The organism is Nesterenkonia sp. DZ6 (assembly GCF_022565835.1).
GTDB lineage: Bacteria > Actinomycetota > Actinomycetes > Actinomycetales > Micrococcaceae > Nesterenkonia.
Window position 1 is genome coordinate 92,729 of sequence record NZ_JAJOYW010000003.1, and the last position, 14,532, is coordinate 107,260.

The 14,532-nt window shown below is 68.5% G+C and carries 14 protein-coding genes; 2 read left to right on the top strand and 12 right to left on the bottom strand.

Annotation, left to right across the window (positions count from 1 at the left end):
* Positions 1–13 precede the first annotated feature (13 nt).
* The 7 genes from LTH93_RS08935 to LTH93_RS08965 all read right to left on the bottom strand — a co-directional run bounded on the left by LTH93_RS08935 (position 14) and on the right by LTH93_RS08965 (position 6,863).
* The gene (locus LTH93_RS08935) at positions 14–421 is read right to left on the bottom strand and encodes a YccF domain-containing protein (protein WP_241466045.1); all 408 of its coding nucleotides are present in this window, start codon (positions 419–421) and stop codon (positions 14–16) included.
* 197 nt (positions 422–618) lie between these two features.
* On the bottom strand, positions 619–1,917 hold the full coding sequence (locus LTH93_RS08940; protein ID WP_370642752.1) for a Dyp-type peroxidase: 1,299 nt from the start codon (positions 1,915–1,917) through the stop codon (positions 619–621).
* Positions 1,907–2,554 carry a copper chaperone PCu(A)C gene (locus tag LTH93_RS08945; RefSeq protein WP_241470750.1) on the bottom strand — a complete coding sequence of 216 codons (648 nt, stop codon included), beginning with the start codon at positions 2,552–2,554 and terminating at the stop codon, positions 1,907–1,909. Before LTH93_RS08945 ends, LTH93_RS08940 begins: the two co-directional genes overlap by 11 nt.
* A 247-nt stretch (positions 2,555–2,801) precedes the next feature.
* The gene (locus LTH93_RS08950) at positions 2,802–3,551 is read right to left on the bottom strand and encodes a copper resistance CopC family protein (RefSeq protein WP_241470751.1); all 750 of its coding nucleotides are present in this window, start codon (positions 3,549–3,551) and stop codon (positions 2,802–2,804) included.
* Between the two features lie 68 nt (positions 3,552–3,619).
* Complete coding sequence (locus LTH93_RS08955; RefSeq protein WP_241470752.1) at positions 3,620–4,249, bottom strand: hypothetical protein; 630 nt, start codon at positions 4,247–4,249, stop codon at positions 3,620–3,622.
* 386 nt (positions 4,250–4,635) lie between these two features.
* Positions 4,636–6,255: an MDR family MFS transporter gene (locus tag LTH93_RS08960; RefSeq protein ID WP_241470753.1), complete on the bottom strand. Its 1,620-nt coding sequence runs from the start codon at positions 6,253–6,255 to the stop codon at positions 4,636–4,638.
* The gene (locus LTH93_RS08965) at positions 6,252–6,863 is read right to left on the bottom strand and encodes a TetR family transcriptional regulator (RefSeq protein ID WP_241470754.1); all 612 of its coding nucleotides are present in this window, start codon (positions 6,861–6,863) and stop codon (positions 6,252–6,254) included. Before LTH93_RS08965 ends, LTH93_RS08960 begins: the two co-directional genes overlap by 4 nt.
* A 118-nt stretch (positions 6,864–6,981) precedes the next feature.
* On the opposite strand from LTH93_RS08965, the gene LTH93_RS08970 reads away from it, so the two are divergent.
* The gene (locus tag LTH93_RS08970; RefSeq protein ID WP_241465775.1) at positions 6,982–7,521 is read left to right on the top strand and encodes a small multi-drug export protein; all 540 of its coding nucleotides are present in this window, start codon (positions 6,982–6,984) and stop codon (positions 7,519–7,521) included.
* 28 nt (positions 7,522–7,549) lie between these two features.
* Here the strand turns inward: LTH93_RS08970 and LTH93_RS08975 are convergent, their stop codons facing one another.
* The 3 genes from LTH93_RS08975 to LTH93_RS08985 all read right to left on the bottom strand — a co-directional run bounded on the left by LTH93_RS08975 (position 7,550) and on the right by LTH93_RS08985 (position 10,879).
* On the bottom strand, positions 7,550–8,716 hold the full coding sequence (locus tag LTH93_RS08975; protein WP_241470755.1) for a hypothetical protein: 1,167 nt from the start codon (positions 8,714–8,716) through the stop codon (positions 7,550–7,552).
* A 72-nt stretch (positions 8,717–8,788) separates the two neighbouring features.
* A complete protein-coding gene (locus tag LTH93_RS08980; protein WP_241465772.1) occupies positions 8,789–9,862 on the bottom strand; it encodes an LLM class flavin-dependent oxidoreductase in 1,074 nt (357 codons plus the stop codon).
* A gap of 123 nt (positions 9,863–9,985) precedes the next feature.
* Positions 9,986–10,879 carry an ArgP/LysG family DNA-binding transcriptional regulator gene (locus LTH93_RS08985; protein WP_241465770.1) on the bottom strand — a complete coding sequence of 298 codons (894 nt, stop codon included), beginning with the start codon at positions 10,877–10,879 and terminating at the stop codon, positions 9,986–9,988.
* 93 nt (positions 10,880–10,972) lie between these two features.
* On the opposite strand from LTH93_RS08985, the gene LTH93_RS08990 reads away from it, so the two are divergent.
* Positions 10,973–11,668 carry a LysE/ArgO family amino acid transporter gene (locus LTH93_RS08990; RefSeq protein WP_241470756.1) on the top strand — a complete coding sequence of 232 codons (696 nt, stop codon included), beginning with the start codon at positions 10,973–10,975 and terminating at the stop codon, positions 11,666–11,668.
* Positions 11,669–11,708: 40 nt separating this feature from the next.
* On the opposite strand, the gene LTH93_RS08995 is transcribed toward LTH93_RS08990, so the two are convergent.
* Together LTH93_RS08995 and LTH93_RS09000 are read right to left on the bottom strand one after the other, a co-directional pair.
* Complete coding sequence (locus LTH93_RS08995) at positions 11,709–13,262, bottom strand: phytoene desaturase family protein (RefSeq protein ID WP_241465767.1); 1,554 nt, start codon at positions 13,260–13,262, stop codon at positions 11,709–11,711.
* Positions 13,259–14,518, bottom strand: coding sequence for a hypothetical protein (locus LTH93_RS09000; protein ID WP_241465766.1), 1,260 nt, complete (start codon positions 14,516–14,518; stop codon positions 13,259–13,261). The genes LTH93_RS08995 and LTH93_RS09000 overlap by 4 nt, the downstream gene beginning before the upstream one ends.
* Positions 14,519–14,532: the final 14 nt, after the last annotated feature.

Sequence of the window (14,532 nt, forward strand, 5' to 3'; positions counted from 1 at the left end):
CCGAACCGGCTGCTCAGGCGTGGCGGTAGGTGGGCAGCACCGCGTTGGAGGTGACGATGACCTTGCCCAGCGGCATCAGCGAGACCGGGATCAGCTTCAGGTTCGCGATGCCCAGCGGGATCCCGATGATGCTGATGAACATCGGGATCGCGGTGAGCACGTGGCCGATGGCGATCCAGATGCCCGCCACCAGGATCCAGATCACGTTGCCGATGGTGGTGAACAGACCTGCACCCCGAGGGCTGCGGTCAACGATCGTGCGGCCGAACGGCCACAGCGCGTAGGCCCCGATCCGGAAGGACGCGAGGCCGAAGGGGATCGTGATGATCAGCAGGCAGCAGATGATCCCGGCGATGAAGTATCCCAGGGCCAGCCACAGGCCGCCGAAGAGGAGCCAGATGACATTGAGAATCGTAGAGATCGTGGAGTTCATCTCACTATTCAATAGCATCCGCGGCTGCGCTCAGAAGGGCAGCGGTCCTGCTCTGCTTTCGCGCTTGTCGTCTCTACACCCAGCGACCCCTGAGCACACCGCCCTGGCTCCCTCGCAGGGGGGGGTCTGGGCAAGCTCGACTGCCCTGATGTCGGTAGTCGTTGAATGCCCCCTTCGGGGTGAGGTCAGATGAGGAAGTCGCCGATGAAGCCGCCGGGCTGACACCCGGGCGGCACGGCGAAGACTGCGCTGCCGACAGGGGTGGTCCACTCGTTGAGCCGGTCCCCTTCCGAAAGGCGCCTCTGGATGGGCAGGAACTGGCGGTCGACGTCGGCCTGGTAGGAGATGAAGATCAGACCGCTGTTGCTGATCTGTTCACCGGACGCCGGATCGTCATAGTTGTAGCCGCGGCGCAGGATCTGCTCCTCGGGCCCCACCTGGTGGGCGCGACGGATATGGGCGAACTCCTCGATCACCGGGAAGCCCAGCGCACTGGTGGCCTCGAAGTCCGGATCCTGGTGTTCGCGGGTGCCGGTCAGCGGTGCTCCGACGCTCAGGTCCCGCCCCACCGAGGATTCCTTGCCGCTGCGGGCGAGCTCATCCCACCCGTCCATATCCATCTGGATCCTCCGGATCACCAGCGATGTGCCGCCCTCCACCCACGGGGTGAGCGCACCGGCAGAGCCCGACGGCGGGTGGCCCCAGACGGCGAACTCGTTGCCGTCCCCGCCGCGCTCAGGCTGGACGGTCTCATCCACCTGACCGAAGAGGTTTCGCATGGACGATCCCTGCTCCTGGGCCCCATGTGCTGAACGAAAACCGTTCTGGATCCACCGGGGCCGCGCCTCGCTTCGCGCGCTCTTGAGCATGATCCTGCGCGCATGAGCCAGCGAGATCGGGTTGTTGCCGCAGAGCTGGAGCAGCAGATCTCCGCCGCACAGCGCAGGCTCGAGCTCGTCGATCTCGAAGTCCGGCAGATCCTTCAGCCACGCGGGCGCGGCTCGAGGATCCAGCCTGTCGATGAGCCGTCGGCCGAAGCCGAAGGTGACCGTCATGCTCGCAGGATTACCAGCGAGCTCCGGCTCGGTGTCCGCGAGCGCCGGCCGACCGGCGGTCAGCCTGGAGGCGTCATCGCTGAGCAGCCGCAGCAGCCGCTGGATGCCTTCGGCATTGCGGGGTGCTCTCAGATCAAACGCGATCAGGAGCGCATGAGCCTGAGCGGGGGTGTCGATGCCCGCCTGCCGCTCCCCGAAGAACGGCACGGTCTCGGAGCCGTATCTGCTGGTGCGCACCTCGGGCTCAGGGTCACCCCAGCGCAGCCCGCTGCCGATGCTGGCCGCCGCGGCCACGCCTGCTCCGCCGACCCCGGCGCCGAGCAGGAGGCCGCGGCGAGAGAAGCCATGCCGGGAGGCTGCTCGGTCGGAGCCTCTGAGCCCCGAGTCCGTCCGCGCAGAGTCGGTCTCGTGCGGCCCCTCAGCGTTCATGATCATCGGACTCGTGATCGCGTTCATGACCGCTGGCGTCACCGTGGCTCGCGGGGCCGTCGCCCTCGGAGCCGTTCCCGTGGTCCATGGGATCCATATCGCCGCCGTGCTCGTAGGGCTCGTCCTGACCGCCGTCGTCACGGACCATGGCCTTGATGCTCTCCTGCGTGCCGTCCTCGAACTCCAGCGAGATGTCGAACACCTCTCCGGGCAGCAGCTCCTGCTGCAGGTCCATGAGCATCAGGTGATCGCCCCCGGCCTGCAGCTCCAGGGAGCCGGAGGCCGGGATGATGAAGCCATCCTCGATCTCCTGCATGATCTGTCGGCCGTCCTCTTCCACGATCTCGTGGAGCTCCGTGATTCCCGCGACCTCGGAGCTGGCGGCCACCACCGTGAGGTCCTGATCGGTCAGGTTCTCGATGGTGCCGAAGACGCTGGTCATCTCGGAATCGGTGGCGCGCGCCCACATGTCGTCCTGGCTGCTCTGGATGCGCGCATCCTCCTTCGCTTCGGCCTGGGCTGCTTCGGTCTGCGGGCTCTCGGACGCTGTGCTTTCTGATCCACCTTCGCTGCAAGAGGTGAGCGTCAGTGTTGCGGCTGTCGCCAGGGCAGAGAGAGTCCAAATGGGATTCTTCATGACAGTGGTGTTCCTTCCGGGCGCAGGGCCCTCCAACCCGAACGCGCACTCGTGCGCGGTGGGCATAGATGTCTTGGGTGGGGAGAGCGATCCACGGGAAGCGGGTCGCCCCAGCTGGACCTGACCGCGGGGAAGCGGCAGGCCGGCGGGAGCCTGATCAGAGGCTGCGCATCGGCAGCGCTGAGTCAGGCGTGCGCGTTCGGGCTCGTGGAGGCGCGGCGGGGTCGGGCTCGGCGGATCAGGCGGATCAGGCGCGGGGCGTCTTGCGCCCGCGCAGAACAGCCATCGCGATCGCAGCAAGCAGACCGAGCACCATGAGAGCACCGACCACGACGACCCAGACCGGCAGGCCGGGGTCCTGCTGGGTGTCCGCAGCCGCGTCCCCCGTCACCGGTTCATCCGCCTCGGCGGAGTCCGTGGAGGTGGAGTCGGCGACGTCGTCGTCCTCTGCAGGAGCAGCAGCCTCAGTCTCGGTCTCAGCGTCGGCGTCGGTCTCGGTCTCGGTCTCGGTCTCGGTCTCGGTCTCAGCGGGAGTTGAAGGCTCCGGCGTGGGCTCGGGATCCGGCTCTGCCGCAGCCACTTCGAAGTCGAAGGAGCTCTCCTCGGCGTGCCCATCGGAGTAGACCACTCGGTAGGCGACCGTGTAGTCACCCCCGGGAAGCTCCGCGGGGAGCTCGGTCCACATGGTCGCACCCTCGATCTCGGTCTCGCCCTCCCAGTTCTCACCATCCTCATCGCTGACCGCGATGATGTTGGTGATGGACTCACCGGTGGTCAGTCCGCCGCCGGAGAACTCGAGGGTGACCTCCTCGGGGCTCGCCTCGAGGAGGTCACCGGCTTCCGGAGAGGATGAGATGAGTGAATCGTGCGCCCAGGCGGGAGCCGCCATGGTGGTGACGGCCAGGCCGAGCGCGGCGGTCGCGGAGAGTGCGGTCACGCGGCCGGCGCGCTGGCGCCAGGTGGTGGATGAGCGGTGTGCGGGGGTGCGGGATGACACGAGTTCAGTGCTTTCCGTCGTGAAGTGACTGGTCCCCGGCGTCGAGCCGTGGAAACCATATGGCGATGTCAGCTCACGAGGACCGGCGGTCCGCGCAGGGTCTGCGCGCCGCCGCCGAGCCAGAGGTCCCGCAGGATCACCGTGGAGAAGGAATCGTGCGCGCGGATGGCACGGGGCCCGGTCAGCGAGACCGGACGCAGGAACAGCAGCAAGACCGGGCGCAGCAGCAGCAGGGCGACAAGCGCCTGGAGAATGAGTTCGCCGCGGCGGATCACCCCGAAGCTGAAGATTGCGGCGCACACGTGGGCGATGATCATCGGCGCATCAGGCAGCACCTGAGCGACCGTGCTGGTCTGCGCCGCACCGACCACCGTGACGGCGTGATCATGAGCCGCATGCCCGGCGTGCGCTGCCGCGTCGCTGTTCACAGTCGCGCTGGCGGAGGCCCCCGTGGCAGGCAAGAGCGCGAAGAGACCGTGCAGCACCGCCTGGCTGAACCCGACCGCGGCGCCGAGCCGGGCCCGACTGAGCCGCACGGCGGAGAGCGAGGCACAGACGGGAAGGCTCACCGCGAGCGCCAGGACCAACACGATCCAGTGCGGCATGTGGTGGCCTGCGGCCGAGTGGGAGATCGCAGCGGAACCGATGGCCAGGGTCGCGGCCAGCAGCCCGCGGGTCAGCCGAGCGGTACCGGTCACGGGACGCGGTGAAAGGGTGAAGTCCGCGGCATTGACCACAGGATCCCCTTCCCTCGGCTGATGCGGGCGAGTCTACTACAGCGTGTAGAACTCGGGGGCGTGGGTGGCGGGGGTGGATTCCGCTGGACGAGATCGCCTCAGCGAGGCCCCCCAGGGAGACGCTCCCAATTCCTGGCCTGGGCCGCCTTCGTGATCCCCGGCTCGGCCGGAGCCTGGTTCGGGTGGTGGGCCGGGGGCCGGGAGTGCTGGTGGACCCGGCTGCGTCAGCCCTGACCACCCAGCCTGCATCTAGTGGGCGATTTGGGGGCTTTTCGGACCGAATCCCACCCGGAAACTCCCTCAAATCGCCCAGTAGATGAAACGCGGCGGCGCAAGGAGCGCCTGCTTCAGCGGTCCAGCGTCGTGGCCAGCGGCTTCTCCTCCACGAAGAGCAGCATCACGGTGGCGATCAGCGCGAGCGGCACCATCCAGAGGAACAGCGGCACCAGCGCCTCGTTATAGGACTCCACGACCACCGCCTGGATCGAGTCCGGCAGCCCGCGCACCAGCTCCGGGGTCAGCGAGTTCGCGCCCACCCCGCCGGCGGCGTCGGCGGGCAGCCGTTCGGTGAGCATCTCGGTGAGCCGGGTCGCGAAGAGCGAGCCGATCACGGCCGCGCCCAGCGTGGCCCCGACCTGGCGGAAGTAGTTCTGTCCCGCCGTCGCGGTGCCCACATGGCGCAGCGCGAAGGAGTTCTGCGCGACCAGGGTCAGCAGCTGCATCGTGCAGCCCAGCCCGAGCCCAAGCACGCCGAGGTAGAGGCATTCGAGGATCACCGGGGAGTCGGCGCTGACCGTGGAGAGCAGCCCCAGGCCCAGCGCGGTGATCACGCTGCCCACCACCATCGTGCGCTTATACCGCCCGGACTTGCTCACCCTGCGGCCGACGACGACCGAGGCCACCAGCAGCGTGCCCATCATCGGGATCATCAGCATCCCCGCCTGGGCCGGGGTGTAGCCGGTGACCATCTGCAGGTAGGTGGGCATATATCCCAGCGCGCCGAACATCGCCACACCGGTGATCAGTCCGGCGACCATGGTGAGCACGAAGTTGCGGTTGCGGAAGAGCATCAGCGGCAGGATCGGTTCGGGGGTCCGGTATTCGATCCAGGTGAAGAGCAGCCCCGAGACGACCATCGCGGCGAGCAGGCCCAGGATCATCGGCGAGGTCCAGGCGAACTCTCCCCCGCCCCAGGTCGCGATCAGCACGACGGCGGTGGTGGCCACTCCCAGCAGCGCCATCCCCCACACGTCGATCCGGCCGCGCGCCTCGGGGGGTCGCGGCGGCAGCTTCAGCAGCAGCACGATCCCGATCAGCGCGAGCGCGCCGAGCGGCACGTTCATCCACAGCGTCCAGCGCCAGCCTGGACCGTCGGTGAGCCAGCCGCCCAGCAGCGGCCCGGCGACCGAGGCGAATGCGAAGACCCCGCCCATCACGCCCATATAGCGGCCGCGCTCCCGCGCCGGGACGACGTCGGCGATGGTCGCCTGGGAGAGGATCATCAGTCCACCGCCGCCGATCCCCTGGATCACCCGGGCCCCGACGAGCTGGGCCATGCTGTCCGCCGCGCCCCCAAGCGCGGAGCCGATGACGAAGGCGATGATCGCGAAGATGAACAGCGGCTTGCGCCCGAACATGTCTCCGAGCTTGCCGTAGACCGGCATCATCACCGTCGAGGCGAGGATGAACGCGGTGATCACCCAGGCCATGTGCTCCACGCCGTCGAGCTCACCGACGATGGTCGGCAGCGCGGTGGCCAGCACGGTCTGACCCAGTGCGGCCATCAGCATGGCGAGGATCAGGGCGCTGAAGATCCACTTCAGGTGTCCGGTCTCGGGCGGGGAGCTGGCGTCGGCGCCGGCCGCGTCGGGCTCCGCAGCACCGGTGGGCGCCGCGGCCTCGGCGGTGGCACTCGCCTCGGACGGCGGGGTGAGCTTCGGCGTCGAAGAGGTCTCGGGGCTGGTCATCGGGTGGTCTCCACGACTTGTCTGAACAGGGCGATGCTCTCGCCGATGAAGGGATCCAGGCTCTCCGCGCCGGCCTCGTGATAACGGGTGAAGGCGAACTTGGTGATGCCGCCGGCGAGCGCGAGCAGCGCCTCGAAGGCGTGGGTGCCTGCTCCCTCGGGCAGGCGCATCCCGCCCTGGTCTGCCTCGGCGTGCACGGCCGAATACACGAGCCGCTCCACCTGCGCGAGCAGCTCGGCGAGCCTGGCGCGCAGCTGCGGGTGCTCCGCGATGATCGCCCGGCGCTGCGCGGCGGTCTCCTCGGGCAGGCAGGTGCGCACCACGGACACGAAGAGATGCACCACGCGGGTGAGTTCATCCTCGGTGGAGGCCTGGAAGCGTTCGACGACGGCCGGGTCCAGCTCCGCTGATCGGGTCCCCAACACCGCGTCCTCCTTCACCGGGAAGTAGTTGAAGAACGTTCGGCGGGAGACGCCCGCCCTGGCGGAGATCTCATCCACGGTGACTGCGCCGGGTCCCTCGGACGAGGCCAGGGCGAAGGCGGCCTGGTGGATGGCGTTCCAGGTGTCGCGCTGATTGCGCCTGCGCTGCGTCAGATTTTCTTGCACTAGTGCATCTTATGCACCGATACAACTTTGCACAAGTGCAAGGAGATGCGGACAAGACTCTCCACGGATCACCCCTCGGGCTGACGCAGCCCGGGCGATACTCCGAAATACTGAGGCAATGCTCGAATCACTCACACTTGCCACCGACGTCGCCACCACCGTGGACGGGGACAGCTGGGTCGCAGGCCTGCAGAACTGGACCCAGGGCCTGCCAGCGGCACTTCAGTGGCTCGGCGTCATCCTGGTCTCCGCCATTCCCTTTGTGGAGTCGTTCTTCGGAGCTCCGATCGGAATCCTCGCGGGCATGCACCCGGCGGTGGCGCTCATCGCCGCCGTCGTCGGCAATATGCTCTCGCTGATCCTGGTCGTCTACGTCGCCCACTGGGTGCGCACCGCGATCCTGCACAAGCGCCCGCAGCAGATGGACCCGGAGAAGTCCGCCAAGCGCGAGAAGGTCCGGCGGATCTTTGATCGCTTCGGCGTGCCAGGGGTCTCGATCCTCGGGCCGCTCGCGCTGCCGAGCCAGTTCACGGCCCCGCTGATGGTGTCCTTCGGCGCCTCACGTCACGCGGTGATGGCCTGGATGCTGGTCTCGGTCATCCTCTGGGGCGCCGGGTTCGCGCTGCTCACCGTCTGGGGACTCACCCTCATCGCCTAGGGAGCCCAGCGCAGAGACCGGAAGCACCTCAGCGCTGCTCCGCGTCCTTGGGGTAGCGCTGCAGCTCTCGGGATCCCTGGGTGAGGTTCTTCAGGTTCACGCTGTCGTCGAAGTTGGCCCCGATGGCGCCGGCGAAGGTGCCCAGCGAGGCCGAGAGCCAGGCGATCTCCACGTAGTTCATGAAGCCGGTCTCCTGCCTGAGGACGTCGGCCATGAACCCGGGTTCGATCAGCAGCAGCCCGACCACCAGGATCGAGACGAACAGCACGAAGTACAGCGCGGTGACGCTGGTCAGCAGGCTCACCACGGTGGAGATGTTGTACATGGCCGCTTCCCGGGCACCGCCGACGACGGCGGACCGGTCCCAGAGCCGGTTGCTGATGATCAGCCAGGCGCTGACGATGCCGACCGCGGCCACCGAGACGATGGCCAGCCGCCAGTGCGGCAGGAAGCTCGCCATCTCCCAGATCGTGGTGAAGAAGATGCCGAACGCGCCGGTGGCGGCGGCGGCGGCGAAGACGCCGGAGAGTTTGGGCAGGGACCAGAGCGGCTCGTTGGCCGCAACCATGCCCAAGGTCATCCAGAGCCGCCCGGGGAACAGCATCCCTGGGGAGATGAAGAACGTGTCGTCGCCCTTCTGCTCCTCGACATGGGCGTAGTAGCCGCCGTACTGGCGCGCGGCATCCACCGACTCGTTCAACAGCGCGGTGACCACTCGATGCAGCTCCCGTCGCAGCGAATGCATGATGAACGCCGGTCCCAGCGCGGGCAGCGAGATGATGGCGAGCCTGTCCGCGAAGTGCAGCTCCGCCGTCTTGGGCCGCTCCCCGGCCATGCGGGGGATCTCGGTGACGATGACCGTCATATCGGCCTCGGCCTCGCGGGCCCAGCGCTTGGCCACGACGAGGTCCAATGTGGCATCCTCGCGCAGCGGGATCAGCACCTGCTCCTGGGTGACCTCTGCGCCGCGCGCCCAGCCGGAGTTGCGGCCGCGCTGGGGCTGCTGGAGCATCTTGCGCACGAGCAGCGAGGTGCGGCCGGGGTCGGAGTAGACCACGATGCTGCCGTCACGGACGGGCAGATCAGTTCCGCTGTACTGGTCGACCTGGCCCTGGTTCTGCGTGTCCTGCTCCCCTGGCGCCGTTCCCGTGCTGTGTTCCTCATGCGTGTCTTCGTACGTCTCCTGCGATGCCATGTCATCACAGTACCGTTCGGCTCCGAGGCAGTGTCAGCGCGCTCGCGGCGCGCTGACACTGCCTCGGCGTGCTCAGGAGTCGCTGAGCATGTCCAGCACCAGAGGTTTGACCCGGGTGCCGTAGAGCTCGACGGCGCTCATCATGTGTTCGTGCGCCAGGCTGGCATTGCCGTACTTCATGCCGAAGCGGCTGTTGCCCAGCAGCTTCTGGGTGCGCGCGATCTTCTTGGCCACGGTCTCTGGGGAGCCTACATACAGGGCTCCCTGGTGGACCTCCTGCTCGAACTGCGCCCGGGACGGATGACCGTTGCCCCAGCCGCGCTCACGGCCGAGCTTCGCCATCGATTCGGCCCAGGACGGGTAGAAGACGTCGAGCGCCTCCTCGTCGGTGGGCGCCACGAATCCGTGGGAGTGAACGGCGATGCGACGGTTGCCGCTGTGACCAAACTCATCGAGCGCCTTCTGATAGAGCTGGGCCAGCGGGCGGAAACGCTCCGGGGCGCCGCCGATGATCGCCAGCTCCAGTCCCAGGCCATGCCGTGCGGCCCGGACCACCGAATTGGGGGTGCCGCCCACGGCGATCCAGGTGGGCAGACCGTGCTCGTGATCGGTCTTGGGGTAGATCTCCTGGTTCTTCAGCGGGCCGCGGGTGCTGCCCTGCCAGCTGATCGCGGTCTCGGAGCGCAGCCGGGTGAAGAGCTCGACCTTCTCCTCGAAGAGCTGCTCGTAATCGGAGAGGTCATAGCCGAAGAGCGGGTAGGACTCGATGAAGGAGCCGCGGCCCAGCGAGACCTCGGCACGGCCATTGGTGAGCCCGTCGATGGTGGCGAAGCGCTGGTAGACCCGCACCGGGTCGTCGGAGGAGAGCACGGTGACCGCAGAGGTGAGCTTGATCCGTTCGGTGGCGGCGCCGATCGCGGAGAGCACCACATCGGGTGCCGAGATCGCATAGTCCGGGCGGTGGTGCTCGCCGATGCCGATGACGTCGACCCCCGAGGCGTCGGCCATCCTGGCCTCTGCCAGGACATTGCGCAGCACCTGAGGCTGCGGGACATCCTGCTCACCGTCGAGGGTCTTGGTGACGTCTCCGAAGGTGTGCAGGCCGAGTTCGAACTGGTCGCTGTGGCGCTCTGTGCTGATGCTCATGGCTGGTGCAACACCACTCATTCCCGCTCCATTCCTCAAAATTTTAAAGACTTAGAGGTTGTTGGATCCCTCGCGGCTCAGCGCCTCAAGGCCGGAACCCTCAGCACCTCCGGGCCGGGACGCTCAGCTCATGCGCGCGGCGGCCCGGCGCACCGCGGCGGTCAGTCGATCCATCGCCGAGGTGGTGCTGGACCAGTGCTGCCAGTGCAGGGTGGTCTCCTGCAGTCCGATCTCCTCGACGATCACCAGATCCCGGTGCGTCCCCTCCATCACCCCGGGCGGCATCATCGACTCGGGAATCATCCCCCAGCCCAGCCCATAGCCGACGGCTGCGTTATAGGCCTCCACCGAGGGGACCATATGGGTCGTCGGGGTTCCGGAGACCCCAAGTCGGCGCAGACCGGTGCGCTGCAGCGAATCCCGGATGCCGTATTCCACCAGCGGGACCCGCTGCCAGTCCACCACCCCTGCCGCGGAGCGGTGCCGGTCCAGCAGCTCGGTGCTGGCCACCGGCCAGTAGCGCATGACCCCCAGCACGGTGGAGCGGCACCCGGAGACCGGCGAGGGATTCTCCGCCACCGCGGCGGCCACCGTGCCGTTGCGCAGCAGCTCGTGGGTGTGCTCCTGGTCCTCGGCGTAGAAGTGCAGCTCCACGTCGTCCCAGGTGGCGGCCTCCTGCAGCACCCGCAGGAACCAGCTGGCCAGGGAATCCGCGTTCACCGCCACAGAGAGGGTCACCGTGGGCGCCGCCTCGCCGGGGATCCGGTGGAAGCCGAGGCTGCGTCGCGCCTCGTCCTCCAGCATCACGGTCTGCCGGGCGATCCGCAGCAGCTCCGCCCCGGATTCGGTCGGCACCACCGGGACCGTGCGGGTGACGAGCACGTGGCCCACCTCCTTCTCCAGCGCCTTGATCCGCTGGGAGAAGGCGGATCCGGAGATCTGCAGCAGCGCGGCGGCGGACTCGAAGGTCCCCTCATCCACCGCCGCGACGAAGGCTCGCAGGTGATCAGTGTTCATGGGTCAAGTCTACCGGCATATCTGAAGCATTGCTTCAGATAGTGAAGGATCCTGAGCTGGTGCGGATGATGGTACAGACTCCAAGATGGAGCCATGACCATCTTCCTCACCGGACTCCTGACCTGCCTGGCCCTCATCGTCGCGATCGGCCCGCAGAGCGCCTGGCTGCTGCGCCAGGGCCTGCGTCGCGATCGCGTGCTGCTGGCGGTGGCCTGCTGCGTCTTCGGCGACATCCTGCTGATCGCGCTGGGCACCGCAGGCGTCGGCGCGGTGCTCGATCACGCGCCGTGGCTGATGGAGGTGCTGCGCTGGCTGGGCGTGTCCTACCTGACCTGGTTCGCCTACCGCTCCTTCCGCTCGGCCCGCCGCGCGGGGCAGGCGCTGAAGCCCGGGGTCCATGTCGAACTCTCCAGCCAGGACGCCGACGACGATGGCGCGCCCGGCTCCTCCGGCGCAGGCGGCACCGCCGTGAAGCAGGCGCAGCAGGTCCAGGTCACCCGGATCTCCTCGATCGCCGCCACCGGGCTCAGCGTGAGCATCCTCAATCCGCACGCCTGGGTCGACACGATGGTGGTGCTGGGCACCATGGCGAACACCTTCGGGGATCAGCGCTGGCTCTTCGCCGCCGGTGCGGTGATCGCCTCGATCGTCTGGTTCAGCTCGCTGGCCCTCGGCGGGGCGGTGCTCTCCAAGTGGCTCAACCGGCCGCGCACCTGGCAGGTGCTCGACATCTTCGTCGGTGCCATCATGGTCGTGGTCGCGGGGCTGCTGGCCTTCAGCGGCTTCTGATCCCGCGCCCAGTCAGCGCTGCCCAGTCAGTGCTACCCGGTCAGTGCCGGCGCAGAACTGACTGGGCCGCGTGGAACCCGGCCATCCCGTGGGCGCCTCCGCCCGGAGGTGTCGAGGCGGAGCAGAGGTAGACCTCGGGTCCTGGGCCGCCGGAGCGTGCCAGCCCGGGAGTTCCCGGCGCCTCGCCACCGGCCTGGGGCACCCGGTAGGGATCTGCGCGCAGCACCGGCCGGGCCAGGAACTGTCGCAGCGTCGGCGCACCGGCGCTGATGGAGCCGCCCACCAGGTTCGGGTTCCACTCCTGCAGATCCGCGGGGCTCCAGAGCTTGCGTGCCTGCACCGACGCACCGAACCCGGGGGCCTGAGCTTCGATCTCGGCTTCGATCATCTTCGCGGCGCGGGGCACCGCAGACCCGGAGAGCCCGCCGGGGACATGGGCGTAGGCCCAGGCCACGGTCCGCTCATCAGGGGTCCGGGAGGGATCGGCGGCGGCGGGCTGGGTCAGCAGCACATAGGGCCGCCCGGGCAGGGTGCCGCGCACAGCTGCGGCCTCCGAAGCCGCCATCTGGGACGCGCCGCCGCCGAGGTGGACCGTGCTGGCCCGGCCCATCGACTCGTGCCGCCACGGGATCGGACCCTCGAGCAGATAGTCGATCTTCACGATGCCGGTGCCGTAGTTCCAGCTGCTCAGCGCCCGCGAATATCCGCGCGGCAGCCGCAGGCCGCTGAAGCTGCGCAGCTGGCGCGGAGTCAGGTCCAGCAGCACCGCGTCGGGGACGTGTCCGCCGGGACCGGTGCTGCCGGGCTCGCGCAGATCCTCCAGGCCGAGGATCCGGCGGCCGGTGACCACGGTGCCGCCGTGGGATTCAAGCTCCGCGACCAGGGCGCGCACCACCGCGCCGGAGCCTCCGCGCGCCATCGGCCAGCCGGTCACCTGCGCGGCGGTCCCCAGCAGCAGCCCGAAGGCTGAGGTCAGCGGCCTGCGCAGGTCGGTGGTCGCATGCCCGGCGAGACCGGCGAAGAGCGCCTTTGCCGGCGCCTCGGCGAAGATCTGCTGCAGCCAGGTCGAGGGCCAGGCGCCGCGGGCACCGATCTGCAGCAGCGACTGCAGTCGACGCGCTGCCGAGTCGGACTGCAGGTTGGTCCACGGCGCGGTGATCGGGGTCATCCCTGCGCGCAGCACCTGGTCCCAGTCCCGGGCCACCGGTCCGAAGACTCGGGTCCAGGCGGCACCGTCGGGGCCGAGCCCGGCGGCGGTGGCACGCACCGAGGTCTCCAGCAGGGCTGGAGGGGCGCCGTCGTCGAGCCCGTGGGCGGCGGGGATCGAGGCGTGGACGTACTCCAGGCCGTGGCGCATGACGCCGGGGACCGGCGGCGGGCCGAAGGGGAACACGCTGGCCCCGAGGTCACTGATCACGCCCTCCCCGCCGGGCACCGCGCCGCCGAGCTCCCCGGCGAAGAGCTCGGCCGAGCGCATGGCGCCCCCGGGTGCGGCGGCGGCCTCGTAGACGGTGACCTCCCATCCGGCTTGGGCCAGCAGGCAGGCGGCGGTCAGTCCGTTCGGACCTGACCCGACGACGGCGGCTCGCTTCATGTGTGGGGACCTTTCAGCTGGGCGACCAGGGCGGCGATGTTGCGGATGAAAACGACCATCCAGGAGAAGAGCACAGCGGCTCCGATCAGCTCCAGGGAGGTCAGGTTGTAATAGCCGATGGGCTCCCACAGGGCGACGGCGAAGAGCACGGCCGCCGCGGCGAGGTAGCTGATCAGGTAGAAGGTGCGCGGGAAGCCGGGCAGCAGATAGGGCATGCCGATCAGCAAGATCAAGAAGGACAGTCCGAAGCCGGCGGTGAAGACCACGTGGATGTCATGGTGCAGGCTGATCGGCACCAGTCCGACCCCGGCGAGCGAGACGCCCATGCTGATCATCACCGTTCGCAGCATCCCGATCCGCGGCCGCCAGACGTGTCGGGTCATCGCGGCGGCGAGCCGCGCCCCCACCGGCAGCCTGCCGCTGCGCCGGCGGCGTTCCTCCTGCCGCCGCTGCAGCTCCTGCTCGCGGGTGCTGGTGATGTGGTCAGACCAGATCTCCAGGTCGCGGGTGATGAACGCGGTGAGTGTGGTGATGATCGTCCCGGAGACCACCAGCGTGGTGTTGAAGGTCCAGAAGGAGGTGAGCCCGGCCTGGCCGGTGCCCAGCTCGGAGAACATCACATGCCACCAGAAGGGGTTCTCGGCGAAGATCATCGAGACCAGCACCCCTGAGGCGGTGAAGAGCGCAAGCAGCGTGGAGAGCGTGAACGCATTGATCCGCGCGCCGGAGTTGAAGCTGAAGTACCCCGAAGTGCCGCCGACGATCGCCAGCAGCACGGCACCGGCGATGTAGTCCACGGTCAGCCCGATGAACGCCTCCTGGAAGACCCGGAAGAGTCCCAGCGCGACCATCACCGCGATCGAGGAATGGACCACCAGCAGCGCCAAGGTGTCCATCACCTGGCGGATCCGTGGCCGCTGCCCCAGCCAGATGTTGGCCAGTCTGGTGTTCAGCGAGAAGCCCAGCAGGAAGGCGAGCCCGGCGGTGACCCCGCCGACGATGGATCCATACACCTGGATCGACCCGTCTCCGGCCAGCGGCGGCCGATGATCGGTGAAGACGAAGAATCCAGCTCCCAGCCCGATGAGCGCCCCTCCGATGGCGCACCAGATGGCGCGCGACTCGATCAGCACCTGAAGCCGGGCCTGCGTCTCAGCCTGGGAACGGGTGGTCTCCGCCGGATGGGAGGCCTCCTCCACCGCGGCCTGCGCCGCGAGCCGGCGAGCTGTGCCGTGGGTGGAGGTGGAGTTGATCACCGCCCAAGCCTTGC

What these genes read in the sequence shown, in the direction of transcription:
- LTH93_RS08940 (WP_370642752.1), bottom strand. Translation starts at nt 1,917, where the DNA reads ATGAACGCTGAGGGGCCGCACGAGACCGACTCTGCGCGGACGGACTCG.
- LTH93_RS08945 (WP_241470750.1), bottom strand. Translation starts at nt 2,554, where the DNA reads ATGAAGAATCCCATTTGGACTCTCTCTGCCCTGGCGACAGCCGCAACA.
- LTH93_RS08960 (WP_241470753.1), bottom strand. Translation starts at nt 6,255, where the DNA reads ATGACCAGCCCCGAGACCTCTTCGACGCCGAAGCTCACCCCGCCGTCC.
- LTH93_RS08970 (WP_241465775.1), top strand. Translation starts at nt 6,982, where the DNA reads ATGCTCGAATCACTCACACTTGCCACCGACGTCGCCACCACCGTGGAC.
- LTH93_RS08975 (WP_241470755.1), bottom strand. Translation starts at nt 8,716, where the DNA reads ATGGCATCGCAGGAGACGTACGAAGACACGCATGAGGAACACAGCACG.
- LTH93_RS08980 (WP_241465772.1), bottom strand. Translation starts at nt 9,862, where the DNA reads ATGAGCATCAGCACAGAGCGCCACAGCGACCAGTTCGAACTCGGCCTG.
- LTH93_RS08985 (WP_241465770.1), bottom strand. Translation starts at nt 10,879, where the DNA reads ATGAACACTGATCACCTGCGAGCCTTCGTCGCGGCGGTGGATGAGGGG.
- LTH93_RS08990 (WP_241470756.1), top strand. Translation starts at nt 10,973, where the DNA reads ATGACCATCTTCCTCACCGGACTCCTGACCTGCCTGGCCCTCATCGTC.
- LTH93_RS08995 (WP_241465767.1), bottom strand. Translation starts at nt 13,262, where the DNA reads ATGAAGCGAGCCGCCGTCGTCGGGTCAGGTCCGAACGGACTGACCGCC.